The organism is Sphingomonas sp. CFBP 13603 (assembly GCF_014892665.1).
Classification (GTDB): Bacteria; Pseudomonadota; Alphaproteobacteria; order Sphingomonadales; family Sphingomonadaceae; genus Sphingomonas.
On sequence record NZ_JADBIA010000017.1, the window covers coordinates 63,125 to 78,588 of the forward strand.

The 15,464-nt window shown below is 65.9% G+C and carries 17 protein-coding genes and 1 pseudogene; 12 read left to right on the top strand and 6 right to left on the bottom strand.

What is annotated here, in order from left to right:
- Nucleotides 1-127: 127 nt before the first annotated feature.
- Nucleotides 128-1,237 carry a DUF3667 domain-containing protein gene (locus tag IFR23_RS19145; RefSeq protein WP_192977210.1) on the bottom strand — a complete coding sequence of 370 codons (1,110 nt, stop codon included), beginning with the start codon at nucleotides 1,235-1,237 and terminating at the stop codon, nucleotides 128-130.
- A 77-nt stretch (nucleotides 1,238-1,314) separates the two neighbouring features.
- On the opposite strand from IFR23_RS19145, the gene IFR23_RS19150 reads away from it, so the two are divergent.
- The 11 genes from IFR23_RS19150 (at nucleotide 1,315) to IFR23_RS19200 (ending at nucleotide 9,236) form a co-directional block, all read left to right on the top strand.
- Complete coding sequence (locus tag IFR23_RS19150; protein ID WP_192977211.1) at nucleotides 1,315-2,577, top strand: glutamate-5-semialdehyde dehydrogenase; 1,263 nt, start codon at nucleotides 1,315-1,317, stop codon at nucleotides 2,575-2,577.
- 31 nt (nucleotides 2,578-2,608) lie between these two features.
- The gene (locus IFR23_RS19155) at nucleotides 2,609-2,869 is read left to right on the top strand and encodes a CopG family ribbon-helix-helix protein (protein ID WP_192977212.1); all 261 of its coding nucleotides are present in this window, start codon (nucleotides 2,609-2,611) and stop codon (nucleotides 2,867-2,869) included.
- A gap of 41 nt (nucleotides 2,870-2,910) precedes the next feature.
- On the top strand, nucleotides 2,911-3,144 hold the full coding sequence (locus IFR23_RS20665; protein ID WP_446740928.1) for a type II toxin-antitoxin system RelE/ParE family toxin: 234 nt from the start codon (nucleotides 2,911-2,913) through the stop codon (nucleotides 3,142-3,144).
- Nucleotides 3,126-3,755 (top strand): nicotinate-nucleotide adenylyltransferase, encoded by a 630-nt coding sequence (locus IFR23_RS19165; protein WP_274599210.1) that lies wholly within the window; start codon nucleotides 3,126-3,128, stop codon nucleotides 3,753-3,755. The genes IFR23_RS20665 and IFR23_RS19165 overlap by 19 nt, the downstream gene beginning before the upstream one ends.
- 1 nt (nucleotide 3,756) lies before the next feature.
- On the top strand, nucleotides 3,757-4,164 hold the full coding sequence (gene rsfS / locus IFR23_RS19170) for a ribosome silencing factor (RefSeq protein ID WP_056061225.1): 408 nt from the start codon (nucleotides 3,757-3,759) through the stop codon (nucleotides 4,162-4,164).
- An 18-nt stretch (nucleotides 4,165-4,182) separates the two neighbouring features.
- Nucleotides 4,183-4,605, top strand: a complete 423-nt coding sequence (locus IFR23_RS19175; protein WP_192977215.1) for a 23S rRNA (pseudouridine(1915)-N(3))-methyltransferase RlmH — start codon at nucleotides 4,183-4,185, stop codon at nucleotides 4,603-4,605.
- A 3-nt stretch (nucleotides 4,606-4,608) separates the two neighbouring features.
- The gene (locus IFR23_RS19180; RefSeq protein ID WP_244655801.1) at nucleotides 4,609-5,781 is read left to right on the top strand and encodes a murein hydrolase activator EnvC family protein; all 1,173 of its coding nucleotides are present in this window, start codon (nucleotides 4,609-4,611) and stop codon (nucleotides 5,779-5,781) included.
- Between the two features lie 460 nt (nucleotides 5,782-6,241).
- Nucleotides 6,242-7,627, top strand: a complete 1,386-nt coding sequence (locus tag IFR23_RS19185) for a S41 family peptidase (RefSeq protein ID WP_192977216.1) — start codon at nucleotides 6,242-6,244, stop codon at nucleotides 7,625-7,627.
- A gap of 20 nt (nucleotides 7,628-7,647) precedes the next feature.
- Complete coding sequence (locus tag IFR23_RS19190; protein WP_107963193.1) at nucleotides 7,648-8,130, top strand: disulfide bond formation protein B; 483 nt, start codon at nucleotides 7,648-7,650, stop codon at nucleotides 8,128-8,130.
- Nucleotides 8,127-8,663 carry a demethoxyubiquinone hydroxylase family protein gene (locus IFR23_RS19195; RefSeq protein ID WP_056051676.1) on the top strand — a complete coding sequence of 179 codons (537 nt, stop codon included), beginning with the start codon at nucleotides 8,127-8,129 and terminating at the stop codon, nucleotides 8,661-8,663. Before IFR23_RS19190 ends, IFR23_RS19195 begins: the two co-directional genes overlap by 4 nt.
- Before the next feature lie 63 nt (nucleotides 8,664-8,726).
- Nucleotides 8,727-9,236 (top strand): hypothetical protein, encoded by a 510-nt coding sequence (locus tag IFR23_RS19200; protein WP_107963195.1) that lies wholly within the window; start codon nucleotides 8,727-8,729, stop codon nucleotides 9,234-9,236.
- 79 nt (nucleotides 9,237-9,315) lie between these two features.
- Here IFR23_RS19200 and IFR23_RS19205 read toward each other — a convergent pair whose 3' ends face one another.
- On the bottom strand, nucleotides 9,316-9,948 hold the full coding sequence (locus IFR23_RS19205) for a DedA family protein (protein WP_192977217.1): 633 nt from the start codon (nucleotides 9,946-9,948) through the stop codon (nucleotides 9,316-9,318).
- Between the two features lie 80 nt (nucleotides 9,949-10,028).
- Between IFR23_RS19205 and IFR23_RS19210 the strand changes: the two genes are divergently transcribed.
- Entirely contained in the window at nucleotides 10,029-10,826 is a 798-nt protein-coding gene (locus tag IFR23_RS19210) for an aldo/keto reductase (protein ID WP_192977218.1), read from the top strand.
- 92 nt (nucleotides 10,827-10,918) lie between these two features.
- Here the strand turns inward: IFR23_RS19210 and IFR23_RS19215 are convergent, their stop codons facing one another.
- From IFR23_RS19215 to IFR23_RS19230, 4 genes and pseudogenes are all read right to left on the bottom strand, one after another.
- Nucleotides 10,919-12,304, bottom strand: coding sequence for a UdgX family uracil-DNA binding protein (locus tag IFR23_RS19215; RefSeq protein ID WP_192977219.1), 1,386 nt, complete (start codon nucleotides 12,302-12,304; stop codon nucleotides 10,919-10,921).
- Nucleotides 12,305-12,446: 142 nt separating this feature from the next.
- Entirely contained in the window at nucleotides 12,447-13,691 is a 1,245-nt protein-coding gene (locus IFR23_RS19220; protein ID WP_192977220.1) for a putative DNA modification/repair radical SAM protein, read from the bottom strand.
- 220 nt (nucleotides 13,692-13,911) lie between these two features.
- Nucleotides 13,912-14,088 carry a hypothetical protein gene (locus IFR23_RS19225; RefSeq protein WP_192977221.1) on the bottom strand — a complete coding sequence of 59 codons (177 nt, stop codon included), beginning with the start codon at nucleotides 14,086-14,088 and terminating at the stop codon, nucleotides 13,912-13,914.
- Between the two features lie 33 nt (nucleotides 14,089-14,121).
- Nucleotides 14,122-15,464: pseudogene (locus IFR23_RS19230) on the bottom strand (chromosome segregation protein); the annotation flags it as partial.

Genomic DNA, 15,464 nt, shown 5'->3' on the forward strand with positions numbered 1-15,464 from the left:
CCCACGTACATTCGTCACCCCAGCGAAAGCTGGGGTCTCCCTGTTGGAGAGTGCACGGCCCGCACAACGAGATCCCAGCTTTCGCGGGGATGACGCAAGAGGTGAGGGTGGCCGACGGTGTTCCGCCCTAATCCGTCAAACCATGCAGTAACAGCAGCACGATAAACGCCAGCAACACCGTGAACGCGAACGTCAACAACGCCACAGTCCGCCACGCCGCAGACCACTTCCGCAGCGAATACGCCCCCCGAAGCTGCGCGAACATATGGGCTGGCGGCACGCACATCGCCGCCATAACGATCCAGCCCTCCGCGACGCCGATCACGCCCGCTATGATCAGCACGATCGTCAGCAGCATCATGAACGCGAGCGAATAGGTCACGAAGATTGCGTGATCGTAGAGGTGATGTTGGCGTCGCCAGAGGAAAAGAAGCGCCATGAACGGCACGGATAACGGAATCAGCCCCCAGCTGTATTTATACGCGCTGGTCTGCAGCTTGTAGAACATGAGGCCCGGATTGCCGTTCGCCTTGGCGATCCCGTGGTCGAGCCGCTCCCAGCCGGTCTTGAAATCGCCTAGGTCGACGACCGTGCCGTAGGCGGCACCGTTTTGCATATCCGCCGCCACGCCGAGTGCACGAGCGGTAGTACGAAGGGCGCTTGCCTGCCGATCGAGCGTGGCAAGCTGCTCCCCCGAAAGACTGGCGGGGTCACGCTTCGCAACCTCCTGCTGCCCCTCGACTTTTGTCAACGCGAGGCGAGCCCTGGCGGCCTCGCGGGCATAGTCGGACGTCTTGCCGGTGCGCTGGTCCCGGATGAAGTCCTTCGTCATTTCGCCGCCGACCGCACCGATCGTCGCGAACATCAGGAAGACGGTGAACAGGAACAGCGCCAGCGGCGACACGAACCGCGACCGCTCGCCATTGACGTACCGCCGCGTAAGCGCGCCTGGATGCAGTACCAGCAGCGGCAAGGTCCGCCATATCTTGCCTTCGAAATGGAAAACCCCGTGTGCGATCTCATGCCCGATCCCGCCGAGCGAGCGGTGGACATGCCCCGATTGGCCGCAGGCATGGCAGTGCTCGCCCAGTAGCCGCGTCCCGCAATTCAGGCAAAGCGCACCGTCCGGGCCATGGCCCGTACGCACGCCATGCGCTTCGCCCGCGCTCGGTTCGAACGCACGCCCGACGAAACTTCCCGTGGCGATATCCGCCGCCGCCCCGATGTCCCCAGTCATGCGTCCCCCTGCAATATCGGCAGCGTAACGAGTTCCTGACGTTGGCGCGAGGGGCTTCGCATGCTACCGCGCAGGCCATGGCCGACGCAGAAAATCCGACCGAAATGATTGCCGAAATGGGCCGCCGCGCGCGCGCTGCCGCGCTGGTTCTAGCAGCGATGCCGTCGGCGCTTAAAGCCGCGGCGCTTGCATCGGCGGCGGAGTCGATCCGGGCGGCATCTGCTGAGATCGTTGCGGCGAACGCCGAGGACATGACGCGCGCCGGCGAGGCAGGTCTGTCGGGTGCGTTGCTCGATCGGTTGCGGCTTGACGAAGCGCGGGTCGCGGCGATGGCTGACGGCGTCGCGGCCGTGGCAGCGCTCGCCGATCCGGTCGGGCAGGTAATCGACGCCAGCGAGCGCCCGAACGGCCTGAAGCTCTCGCGCGTGCGTGTGCCGATCGGCGTCATCGGTATCATCTACGAGAGCCGCCCCAACGTCACCGCCGACGCTGCGGCGCTCTGCGTGATGGCCGGTAACGCGGCGATCCTGCGCGGCGGATCGGAAGCGGTGAAAAGCAGTCGCGCGATCCACGCGGCACTGGTCGCCGGGCTGAAGGCGGGCGGGGTGCCCGTCGACGCGGTGCAACTCGTGCGGACCACCGATCGCGCGGCAGTCGGCGCGATGCTGAAAGCGGACGGGGTGATCGACCTGATCATCCCCCGCGGCGGCAAGAGTCTCGTCGCGCGTGTCCAGGCTGAAGCGCGCGTTCCCGTTCTCGCGCATCTCGATGGTATCAATCATGTCTTCGTGCATGCGTCGGCTGATCCAGCGATGGCCAAGGACGTCGTTGTCGATGCGAAGATGCGCCGCACCGGTGTCTGCGGCTCGATGGAAACGCTGCTGATCGACCGTAATTACGCGGACGCACCCGCCTTGATCCGAAGTCTCGCTGCGACGGGCTGCGAAGTCCGTGGAGACGCAAGCGCGCACGCCCTCGTTCCTGAAATCGCTGCCGCCGCCGCAACCGACTGGGACACCGAGTATCTCGACGCGATTGCCTCGGTAGCGATCGTCGACGGACTCGAGGGCGCTGTAGCGCACATCGCCCGCCACGGCTCGCACCACACCGACGCGATCGTCGCCGAAGACGCCGCCGTTGCCGAGCGCTTCCTGACCTCAGTCGACAGCGCGATCGTTCTCTGGAACGCGTCCACCCAGTTCGCCGACGGCGGCGAGTTCGGCCTCGGCGCGGAGATCGGCATCGCCACGGGTCGCCTCCACGCCCGCGGCCCGGTCGCACTGGAGGGCCTCACCACCTACAAATGGATCGGCCGCGGCACCGGCCAGGTGCGCGGTTGATGCGGTGCAGTCGAAGGAGTAGCTTCGCGCTATGAACGCTTTCACCCCGATAACGGCAGAGCTCGACGCCGAGACGATGGCGATCGTTGATAGCCTTGCTGCGGCCAAGGGCATGACCGGCCCGCAATTTGCCGCTGAGGCCATCCGACGCGTGGCCGAAAGCGAAGCGGATTACCGTGCGTTCATCCAGGTTGGTATCGATGCAGCGGATCGCGGTGATGTCGTTCCGCACGATCAGGTGATGGCTGAGCTCGATCGGATGATCGAACGGCATCAATCTCGGTGCAAATAGAATGGACGACGCCTGCGCTGAACGATTTGCGCGGTATCGATATGTGGCTCTCCGCCGAGGCTGACCCGGAATGGGCAGTACGAACGCTCGGGGCCATTCGGTTAAGATCGAAGTTTCTCGAGAATTTTCCGCGAGGCGGGCGTCCACATCGAGACGGCAATCGCATTCTACGCGTCTTCGATACGCCGTATCTCATTCGATATCGCATCGTCGGCGATCTGGTGCAGATCCTTCGAGTGCCGCACGAACGCGAGGATTGGTTCATCGAACCATGACCAACGTCGGTATCCTCGGCGGGTCGTTCAATCCTGCGCACTGCGGCCATCGCGGCATCACGTTGGCAGCGATCGACGCGCTCGCGCTCGACGAGGCGTGGTGGCTGGTATCCCCTGGCAACCCGCTCAAGGACGCAGCCAACGACATGGCGCCGCTCTCCGCCCGCCTTGCCTCGGCGCGGAAAATGGCCCGCCGCGCACCGATCCGCGCGACCGACATCGAGGCGCGGCTGCACACTCGCTACACGCTCGACACGATCCGCAAGCTCAATCGGCGCTATCCCAAAATGCGGTTCATCTGGTTGATGGGGGCGGACAATCTCGCCGACTTCCATCGATGGAAGAACTGGCGGCAGATCGCCCGCGAGGTTCCGATTGCGGTAATCGCGCGTCCGGGATATGACGGGCGCGCCCTCGCGGCCCCCGCGATGGGTTGGCTGCGGCGCTTCCAACGGCGCACAGACCATGCGAAGAGCTGGACGACGTGGAGATTGCCGGCCCTTGTGCTGTTGCGCTTCCGACCCGACCCGACCTCCGCAACCGGCCTGCGTGCCAAAAATCCCGACTGGGTTCAGCACGTTGCTGGTCCGGTAGTCTTACCCAGGAGCTGACTTGGCAACTTCCCCTACTGCCCCTCGCGCGACCGACCCCGAAGAGGTTGAGGCGCTGCATCGCCTGATCCTCGCGTCGCTCGACGACGACCAGGCGGTCGAGACCATCTCGATCCCGCTCGCGGGCAAGACCAGCATCGCCGATTACATGGTGATCGCCAGCGGTCGTTCGACCCGCCAGGTCGCCTCGATGGCGCAGAAGCTGGCCGAGCGGATCAAGGCCGAGTTCAAGCGTCCGGTGAAGATCGAAGGCCTGCCGACCGCCGACTGGGTGCTGATCGACGCGACCGACGTCATCGTCCACCTGTTCCGCCCCGAAGTCCGCAGCTTCTACAATCTGGAGCGGATGTGGGCATTCGGCGATGCACCCGCGCCGCCGCCCGTGCCGACCTTCACCGACGAAGACTAAACCGACCCAGAGGCGGCGATGCTGCTCCACATCGTCGCCTGCGGTCGGATCGGTCGCTCGCCCGAGGCCGACCTCGTCGACCGCTATCTGAAGCGTATCGTCTGGCCGACCAAGGTCAGCGAGCTCCCCGACACCGGCGGCAAGATCCCGCTGGTCGGCGAGCAGACCAAGCGCATCCTGCTCGACGAGAAGGGCGAGACGCTGTCGTCGACGCAGTTTGCGCAAAAGCTCGAGCGATGGCGCGACGACGGCGTGCGCGAGGCACGATTCATGATCGGGGCGGCCGACGGCTTCGACGATGCGGCGCGCGACGAGGCCGATCTGCTCTTCTCGTTCGGCCGCGCGACCTGGCCGCATCTGCTCGCGCGCGCGATGCTCGCCGAACAACTCTTCCGCGCGACCAGCATCCTTGCCAACCACCCCTATCACCGCGAAGGGTGATGCATGAGGATGGGGAGGGGCCTGGCCGTCGCGGCGCTGCTCGCGGTGGCGGGCGGCGTGACCGCGCAGACCAACGACACGGCTGAGGTCGCGAGCGAACAGGGGCGTCTGGTCGCGGCAAAGCGCGATGCCGCGATCGCCGCACGCCGTGCAGCCAAACTCACCGCAGCGGCTATCCAGGAGCGAAACGCCGCCGACAAGGCGCAGCGTGAAGAACAGGCTTTAGCCGCCCGCGTAACGGCTGCCGAAGCCAACCTCGCGACAGCCAGTGCGCGCGTGGCGCTAGTCGAACGCCTCCTGACCAATCAGCGCGCCAAGCTCGGCCGCGCGCAAGCCCCGGTCGCACGGTTGCTCGCCGCGCTGGAGTCGCTCGCCCGCCGCCCGACGATCGTCGCAGTCGCGCAGCCGGGATCGGTCGACGACCTCGTCCATGTCCGCGCGGTGCTCGGCAGCGCGCTCCCAGTGGTCCGCCAGCGTACCGAAGCAGTTCGCATCGAACTCGTCGAAACACGTCGCCTGCAAGCCAGCGCTACGCTCGCCGCCAAGGCGCTCGCCGACGGCCGCGCCCACCTGGAGAACGATCGCGTCGCGCTGGCCACCCTGGAGGCGCGCCATCGTCAACGCAGCCAGACGCTTGACCGCGGTGCGCTCAGCGAATCCGATCGCGCACTGGCGCTCGGCGAACGCGCGCGGGATCTGGTCGACGGTATGACCGCCACGACCAACGCCAAGGCGACCGCAGCCAGCCTGATCGCGCTCGCCGGTCCCATCCCCCGCCCGATCGCGCCCGGCACGACGCCCCCGGCGCCCCCGCGCGGCGTGTACCGTACACCGGTAGCGGGCAGGCTCGTCACCGGCTTCGACGAAGTCTCGGACGCCGGAGTCCGATCGCGCGGCCTGACCTTCGCCACTGCCCCCCGATCTCGTGTCGTCGCCCCCGCGGCGGGCACGGTGCGCTACGCGCATCGCTTCCGCGACTATGGCACGATCGTCATCATCGACCACGCCGACGGCTGGACCAGCCTCGTCACGGGCCTCGCGACAACATCCGCAAAGCCCGGCGATCGCGTCGCGATGGGCGCGCCGCTCGGCACCGCCCCCCGCGAAGACCCGCGCATCACGGTCGAACTCCGCCGCCGGGGCCGCCCCGTCGACGTCGCTTCGTTGATCAATTGAGAGCCGGCGGCTGGCAGGTGTTCCGGACCTTTCCAAATTACTTCGTCACCCCGGACCGGTTCGGCAGGCACCCCTCTTTGACATGTAATGCTCCGTCATCCCCGCGGAGGCGGGGATCCAGATGCTCAAACGGTGGCGATTATGTCGCGAGATTTGCCAGTATGGGTTCCCGCCTGCGCGGGAATGACCGTGACACGTTTGACGGGGGATAAGCGCCGACGGGGTCAGTAGGCCACCGTTCCAATAATCAAATCCTGCCGAGCATGGGGCAGCGTGGATGCCGGACCGAGCCCGGCATGACGGTGAGGAGAGTCGCCGCCTCAAACCCCGTCGCCAGGCGCCCCCAGTCAGCCGCTATTAACCCTGGCGCCGCTTTGCTCCGCGCGTTGCCGCCAGCGTTCCGCTACGCTACGCCGTCACGACCGTACGACACGTCTTTTCTCAGGTTGCAGGACCATCGATGCCTCGTCCTATACTGCGTACCCCGTTCCTTGCCGCGACCGCGATCGTCGGCGCGCTGACGCTGATCCCGCTCGCCACCTCGGCGATGGCGGCGGTCGACACCGACACCTACCGCGAGTTCGACCAGTTCCTCGATGTGTTCAACCGCGTGAAGGCGGATTACGTCGACAAGGTCGATGACAAGACGCTGATCAAGGGCGCGATCCAGGGCATGCTCGCCAGCCTCGATCCGCACAGCTCGTACGTCGACGCGCTCGACTACGAAAACCTCCGGATCATGACCGAGGGCAATTACGGCGGCCTCGGCCTCACGGTGCAGATGGAGGACGGCGCGATCAAGGTCGTCGCCCCGCAGGAGGACTCTCCCGCCGCCCGCGCGGGCGTGAAGTCCGGCGACTACATCACGCATATCGACGGCAAGCTGATCTACGGCGATTCGCTCGACGAGGCGGTCGGCAAGATGCGCGGCAAGCCCGGCAGCAAGATCACATTGGGCCTGGTCCGCCCCGGCCGCGACAAGCCGCTCGACGTCACGATGATGCGCGAGATCATCGTCCAGAAGCCGGTGAAGTGGGAAGTCCGCGGCGACGTCGGCTATATCAACATCAACACCTTCAGCGAGCATACCGGTGCGGATACCCGCGCGGCGATCATGAGCATCGACAAGTCGCTCGGCCACCGCCCACTCGGCTATGTCGTCGACCTGCGCGAGAATGGCGGCGGCCTCCTGACCCAGGCGATCGAGGTCAGCGACGCGTTCCTCGACCACGGCGAGATCGTCTCGCAGCGCGGTCGCGAGAAGACCGATATCGAGCGCTATTACGCCAAGCCCGGCGATGACGCGCACGGCCTGCCGGTCGTCGTCCTCACCGACCCCGGCACCGCGTCGGCGTCCGAGATCGTCGCAGGCGCGCTTCAGGATCATCACCGCGCGCTAATCATGGGCGAGCGCAGCTTCGGCAAGGGCTCGGTCCAGACCGTGCTTCAGCTCGGCCCCGAGACAGCGCTCCGCCTGACCACCGCGCGTTATTTCACGCCGTCCGGCCGCTCGGTCCAGGAGGGCGGGATCGAGCCCGACATCAAGGTGCCGCAGCTCACCGATCCCGACTACAAGTCGCGCCCGGTGTTCCGCGAGGCCGACCTGCGCAAGCATCTGATCAACGAGGTGAAGGCCGACAACGCGGTGCTCGAGGAGGATACCAAGACCGACCCGCGCTTCTCGCAGACGCCTGATCAGCTGAAGAAGCAGGGCATCGACGACTTCCAGCTCTATTACGCGCTCAAGACCGTCGCGCGTCTCGGTGGCCCGGTGCAGGTCGCCGCTGCCACCAAGCCGCGCCCGATCAAGCCTGATGCCGACGCAACCAAGGCGTCCGCCAAGTGAGCGTGCGTCGCGGGTTGGGCATGACCAAGAACGAAGAGATCGCACGCGCCATCGCGCTCCTGCTGCCGGCGTTCCTCCTACTCGGTGCGCTCGGGTCGCAATATCTCGGCGGGCTGTATCCGTGCGAGATGTGTCACTGGCAGCGCTGGCCACATTATTCGGCAGTGCTGGTTGCCGGCGCGACGTTCTTCGTCCCCGGCCGTTCGCTGCGGGCATCGCTGGTGATCATCGCCGGGCTGCTGATCGGGCTCAGCGGTCTTATCGGCGTCGCGCATGCCGGCGTCGAATATCATTGGTGGAACGGCTTTACCGCCTGCACCACGACTGTCTCGATGGCCGGCACGACCGCCGCCGAGCGCCTCGCTGCTATCATGAACGCGCCGATGGTGCGCTGTGATTCGCCACAGTGGAAGCTGCTCGGCATTTCGCTCGCCGGGTTCAACGCGATCTTTTCCCTCGTCGGTGCGTTCACCATATTCGCACTCATGAGGAAGACGAGATGAGCGGCTGGAAGCCAGGAGACGCCAAGCGGGCGACGGACTCGATGATCCGGGTCGACCAGGCCGGAGAATACGGCGCGATCCGTATCTATGCGGGTCAGCTTGCCGTGCTCGGCGATCGTCACCCGGCGTCGCGCTCGATCCACCACATGGCGCAGCAGGAAGAGCGGCACCGCGCGTTCTTCGACAAGATGATCGTCGATCGCCGCGTGCGGCCCACGGTGCTGCAGCCCATCTGGAAGGTCGCCGGCTTCGCGCTGGGCGCAGTCACGGCCGCGATCAGCCCGCGGGCTGCGATGGCGTGCACGGCCGCGGTCGAGACCGAGATCGACAAGCATTACGAGGAACAACTCGTTCAGCTTGGCGCCAGCGACCCTGAGCTATCGGCGGCTATCCTCGATTTTCAGGCCGAGGAACTCGAGCACAAGGCGACCGCGATTGCGGCTGGGGCTGAGGAAACGCCGGGCTATCCGGTGTTGAGCGCGGCGATCCGGCTTGGATGCAAGGTCGCGATCGCTACCGCCAAGCGGATCTGAGCAGCGGCCGATACAATGAGAACACGACCGGTGACGGGAATACGGATTGTGGGAGTGATGCGTATGAAAATGCTATTTGCGGCGGCGTTGCTCGTCGCTGGACCCGCGGTCGCACAGACCGCGCAACCAAACTCGCCCGGCAACACGGGGCCGACGCTGGCGCAACTGCCAACCAAGGCCCCCGCGCTTCCCGGCGCGACGGCCAAACCCAAACCTGTCGTCGCGCCACCTCAGGTCTCGCGCAACGCACCGATCAACGGCGTCCTGACGCTGTTCGGCAACGAACGCTGCCCGACCAACCAGAACGGCGAAGAGATCGTCGTCTGCGTCCGCCGCAGCGCGCAGGAGCAGTACCGCGTCCCGAAGGAACTCCGCGAGTTCGTCGTTACGCCCGAGAATGCCAGCTGGGCGACCAAGGCGCAGGGTACGATGGACGCCGGGTCGGGCGTCAACACGATCGGCAGCTGCTCCGCAGTCGGGGCCGGCGGTGCCACTGGCTGCTTCGGCCAGCGGGTTCGCGAATCACGCCTGGAAAACAAGACGCGCGCGGCGGAAGTGCCTGTCCTGCCCTGAATGGTATGATCATCGTTCCTCTTCCTGCTGGGAGGAGGAACGCCAATCCAAAGCTATCGTATAGAACAGCGCGCCGCGGTTACGGGTGGCGCTTCAGTCCGCGTACCCGGTGCCAGATGTAGAAGCCGACGAGGGCTATGAGGACGACGCCGATCAGCAGGTCGGCGCTGTGGAACGCGGCCTTCACGCGTGGATCGCTGTCCCATTTGTCGCCGAGCTTCATGCCGACCCATGCCAGCCCGAAGCACCACGGCCATGACCCGATGAACGTGTAGACGTGGAACGGCACCAGCTTCATCCGCGCGACGCCGGCAGGGAAGGCGATGAACGAGCGGATGACGGGAAGCAGGCGTCCGATCAGCACCGCCATCGAGCCCCAGCGCGCGAAAAACCGGTCCGCTGCGTCGAGCTCGCCCGGCCCGATCAGGACGAAGCGGCCCCAGCGTTCGGCCATCGGCCGGCCGCCGCGCTTGCCGATCTCGTACGCTACGATCGAACCGAGGTTGCACCCGATCGCGCCCGCGGTCGCGGCGAGATACAGGTCGAACCGCCCGGTCGAGACGAGGTAGCCGGCGAACGGCATGATGATCTCTGAGGGCAGCGGGATGCACGCGCTCTCGATCGCCATGAGCAGCGCGATGCCGACATAGCCACCCGACGAGATGACGCCGATCGTGAAGGTGGCCAGCACGGCCAGGATCTTTTCGAACATGGGTCGGTCGATTGCGCGAACCTGGCGCGGAAGGGAAGAGCCAATCGGAACCGTCGGCCGTGTCGTGCGCTGTTTGCGGCATGACAGATCTTACACTCAACGACGGCCGCACGATGCCCCAGCTCGGCATGGGCACGTGGCAGATCCCCGACAGCCAGGCCGCGGCGATCGTCCGCTCCGGGCTCGATATCGGCTTCCGGCTGGTCGACACCGCTGCGATCTACGAGAACGAACGCGGCGTCGGTGACGGCTACAAGGGCTCGGACGCGTTCCTGACGACCAAGCTCTGGAACGACCGGCAGGGTGACGCCGAAGCGGCGATGGACGAGAGCCTTGCGCTGCTCGGTGTCGAGTCGGTCGACCTGTACCTGATGCACTGGCCGGTGCCGAAGCAGGACAAGTATGTCGAAGCGTGGAAGGCGATGATCTCGCTGCGTGATGCCGGGAAGGCCAAGTCGATCGGCGTGTCGAACTTCCTGCCCGAGCATATCGACGCGATTGTTGCTGCGACCGGTGTGACGCCAGCGGTCAACCAGATCGAGCTCCACCCGAATTTCCAGCAGCGCGAGCAGCGCGCCTATCATGAAACGCACGGCATCGTGACGCAGAGCTGGAGCCCGTTGGGGCAGGGCAAGACGCTGCTGCAGGACGGCGCGATCGTTCGGATCGCGGACAAGCATGGTCGGAGTGCGGCGCAGGTGATCCTCGCATGGCATCTGGGGAACGGCTTTTCGGTTATCCCGAAGGCGTCGGATGCCGAGCATCTCGCGGACAATTTCGCGGCGTTGGATCTGACGCTGGATGACGAGGACATGGCTGCGATCGAAGCGCTCGACGATCCTGCTGGCCGATTGGGACCAGAACCGAACAGCATGTAATGGGTCAGGAAGCGATTCGACTGACGAGCTCGGCATCCTGACTTTCGTCAGGATGCCGGAGGAAAGGAGCGTGCGATCTACTCCATCGGTGATCAAGCAATTCGTCCGCCTACGACGCGCAAGTCTTCGACAAATCGCGCATATTCTTCCGCCGCCTGCGCTGGGTCCGGCAGCCGCAGCAGGTAACTCGGATGCACCGTAATCCACGCCTCGCCGCCGTCGGGCAATTGCAGCGCCTGTCCACGCTCCCGTCCTATTGTCATCACCTTGCCGAACAGCGACCGGGCCGCGGTGGCGCCCAGCGCCACGGTCACCTTCGGCTTGATGAGCATCTGTTCCTGCTCGATCCACCAGCGACAGGCGTCGATCTCACCGGCGCCGGGCTTGGCGTGGATGCGTCGTTTGCCGCGCTGTTCGAACTTGAAATGCTTTACTGCGTTGGTGACGTAGGCGCGCGAGCGATCGACGCCGGCTTCGGCCATCGCCTTGTCGAACATCTGGCCGGCGGGGCCGACGAACGGGCGTCCGGCGATATCCTCCTGGTCGCCGGGTTGCTCGCCGACGAACATCAGCGGCGCATCGACCGGGCCTTCGCCGAACACGGTTTGCGTCGCCGGCTTGTAGAGCGGGCAGCGGGTGCAACCGGCGGCCTCGTCGCGTAGCGCTTCCCATGCAATCTGGCTATTGCCGCCGACCGTGTCGCGCGCGCGCTGGATCATCCCGCTCTCCCGTGCCTGCGCGGCCGCCAGTAGCCCCGGCACCAGCGCAGTTTCGGGCATGTTCTTCCAGTATTTCTTGGGCATCTCCTTCAGCATCGCGCCGATCTTGACGCGGGCCGGGTTGAAGATGCTGGCGTAATAGGTCTTCCAGACTTCCTCGGTAGGGTCGCCGTCGGGGGCGTCGGCCTTGCTGGCGCCGGGGCCTTCGCTGAGCGCCTTGCCATCCCAGTGGATCGAGACTTCGGGCGTCAGGATCGACCAGCGCATGCTGGCGAAGCGGTTGACGAAGAACGCGGCGTTGGCGCGGACGATATGGTGGTCGGGTTCGAACCACGCGACGAAGCGCGTGCCGCCGTCCTCCTCGACCTCGCGGAAACGGAGGAACGCGCGCATCTTGTGGATGTCGCGGCGGACGTCCTTGGCGATCCGGTCGAGGCGGCGGACGAGCGGATCGGCGCGGTCCTCGATCAGTTTTTGTTCGCGGCGGAGGCGGAAAAGCAGCGTGTAGAGCAGGGCGAACCGTTCTGGGTCGCTGCCGAGGATGGCGCTGCGGGCCAGGTCAATGAAGGCGCGTGGGACGGAGAATGCGCCTGGGGGTGGGGCGGGGGCCGGATCAGCTACGGTTGCGAACAGGTCGACCGGTTCGTCGCCGACTTGCCAGACGACGTCGTCGGGGGGGACGTCCTCGGCGATCAGGCCACGCGCGGCGTCGCGCCAGCCGTCGAAATCGTCGGGTTCGGTTAGGGTTACGACGCGCATAATCCTCCCCGGCACGGGGAGGGGGACCTCGACGCATAGCGGCGTGGTGGAGGGGGTTCGCCACCAATGATACGCTCGTGGAAGCCCCCCTCCACCAGCTGTGCTGGTCCCCCTCCCCGTGCCGGGGAGGAATGCAAGGGCGTCACGCGAACATTTCCATTTGCTTGGGTTTTGGGGCGACGATGGGTCGGAGTTCGGCCTTGTCCGCTAGCGTCACGGGGCGCCAATCCTCGGCGATGATGAAGGGGCGGAGCTTGGCGACTGACACGGTCAAGCGGGCGATGTCCGCCAAATGCAGGCGGCGCCAGCGGCGGCTTGTGAGGATGCCGTTGACTGCCTTCACGCCCAGTCCGGGGACGCGGAGGAGCATTTCGCGGGGGGCGCGGTTGACGTCTACCGGGAAAGATCCGCGAAATTTGAGTGCCCAGGCGAGCTTGGGGTCGATGTCGAGCGGGAGCATGCCGGTCGCGTCGTCGGCGGCGGCGACGACCTCGTGCGGCTGGAATTCGTAGAAGCGCATCAGCCAGTCGGACTGGTACAGCCGGTGCTCGCGCATCAGTGGCGGGCGTTGGAGTGGCAACACGGCGCTCGCATCAGGGATGGGGCTGAACGCCGAATAATACACGCGGCGAAGGCCGAAGCGGTCGTACAGGGTCGACGCCTTCCGGACGATGTCGCCGTCGGTCGCGGCGTCTGCACCGACGATCATCTGGGTCGACTGGCCGGCGGGGGCAAACTTCGGCGCGGACTTGTATTTCGCCTTGGCGTCCTTGCCGTCGATTATCGAGGCCTTCACCTCCGCCATCGCGGTCTCGATACGGACGCCGTCCTTCTCGGGCGCGAGTCGCTTCAGGCCGTTCGCGGTTGGCAGTTCGACGTTGATCGAGACGCGGTCCGCGTACAGCCCCGCCTGGTGGACGAGTTCGGGATCGGCGTCGGGAATCGTCTTGAGGTGGATGTAGCCGCGGAAATGATGGTCCTCGCGCAAACTCCGCGCGACTTCGACCATCTGTTCCATCGTGTAGTTCGACGACGCGATGATGCCGGACGAGAGGAACAGGCCCTCGATGTAGTTGCGCTTGTAGAAGGCGATAGTGAGATCGACGACTTCCTTCGCTGTAAAGCGGGCGCGGCGGACGTTCGAGCTTTTGCGGTTGATGCAGTAATGGCAGTCGAAGATGCAGCTGTTGGTTAGCAGGATCTTGAGCAGCGAGATGCAGCGGCCGTCGGGCGCATAGGCGTGGCAGATGCCCATGCCTTCGGTCGAACCGAGCCCCTTGCCGTCCTTCGAATTGCGCTTGGTCGTGCCCGACGATGCGCACGATGCGTCGTATTTGGCAGCGTCGGCGAGGATCTCGAGCTTTTCACGGGTGTCGAGTTGAGCCATTCGTTCGTCTTACGTTCCGCGAAAAGGGGTGTCGAGTGATGGAGATCAACTTGTTGCTATGTCGCTGATGCGGGGCGGTTCTCGGTCGTGACGGCAGAGTGAAGTATAGAAAGTGTAGACGCTGGGAGCGTTTTCGCAGGGGCGGTTTCCTGGGTATGAAAGTCTAACGATCGAGGCGTCGGAACGCTGTCAGGATTTGGGCGTGTAGGACAGCGATCAGTCAGTCGAACACGTAGCGGATCAGGTCGACCATGCCGCCAAGGCTTACGGGCAGGAGCAGCAACAGAAAGAGATAGACGAAGATCAGGCGGGTCAGCGCCTTCTCGTGACGATACACGGGCTTGCGGGGAGGCAGGTCCTCCTTGCGCGGCCAGATGGTGGATTCGTCGAGGAACATCGAGGGTCAACGTCGCGAACGGGGATTGTCTCCCTACGCCGTTGCGATGAGTCCGGTCGCGGCTTGCAGGTCGACCGAGACGAGGCGGCTGACACCGCGTTCGATCATCGTCACGCCGAACAGGCGGTGCATGCGGCTCATCGTGACGGCGTTGTGCGTGACGACGAGGTAGCGCGTGTCAGTGTCGCGCGACATGCGGTCGAGCAGGTCGCAGAAGCGCTCTATATTGGCGTCGTCGAGCGGCGCATCGACCTCGTCGAGGACGCAGATCGGCGCGGGGTTGGTGAGGAACAGGCCGAAGATCAGCGCGACCGCGGTCAGAGCCTGCTCGCCGCCGGATAGCAGGGTGAGCGACTGGAGGCGTTTGCCGGGTGGTTGCGCCATGATCTCGAGGCCGGCTTCAAGCGGGTCGTCGGAGTCGATCAGTTCGAGGTGCGCGGCGCCGCCGTCGAAGAGGGTGGTGAAGAGGCGCTGGAAATGGCCGTTGACCGCTTCGAATGCGGCGAGCAGGCGCTGGCGGCCTTCGCGGTTGAGCGTGCCGATCGAGCCACGCAATCGGTTGACCGCCTGGCCGAGTTCGTCGCGTTCGACCGCGTTGCCCCGCGCGGACTCTTCGAGTTCGGCAAGTTCGGTTTCGGCGACGAGGTTGACCGGGCCGATCCGCTCTCGGTCGGTAGTGAGACGGTCGTGGGTGGCGGACTCCTCCGCTGGCATGCGGACGTCGGTGACCGCGAAGCCGAGGCGTTCGGGGAGGACGGGCGCGGGGCATTGGAAGCGTTCGCCCGACAGGCGGCCGAGATCGAGGCGGCGCGCTTCGTGGTTTTCGACGCGGGCGATCGCCCCGGCGCGCGCTTCGCGGGCGACGGCGAGCGCTTCGGTAGCGGCGCGGTGGGCGTCGTCGGCGGTGCGGGCGGCGGTTTCCGCGGTGCGTTCGGTGGCGAGGAGCGCGTCGGCGGTTGTGCGCGCGTCTTGGTGTTCGGCGTCCAGCGTGGCGATCTCTGCGTCGAGGGCGGCGGGGCGAGCGGCGATCGCGGCTAAGTCGGTGCCGAGCGTGGTTTCGCGCGAGTCCATGGCGGCGATGCGCTTGGCGGCTTCACCGGCGCGTGCGCGCCAGCTTCGGGTGTCGGCTTGCGCGGCGGACAGGCGTTCGCGGTGGGCGGCTATGGTGCGGTCGAGCGTGGTGCGATCGGCACGGGCTTGCGCGACGGCGGCGCGGCTGCGTTCGGCGTCGTATTGGAGCGTGGCGACCTGGCGCGCGTTGGCGGTGCCGTCGGGGACGGCGGCCATCGCGGCTTCGGCGCGGGTGCGGTCGGCGTGCGCGTCGGCGACGTCGTCGGCGATGCGGTGCGCGCGGACGTCGAGGTCTGCGCGCTGGG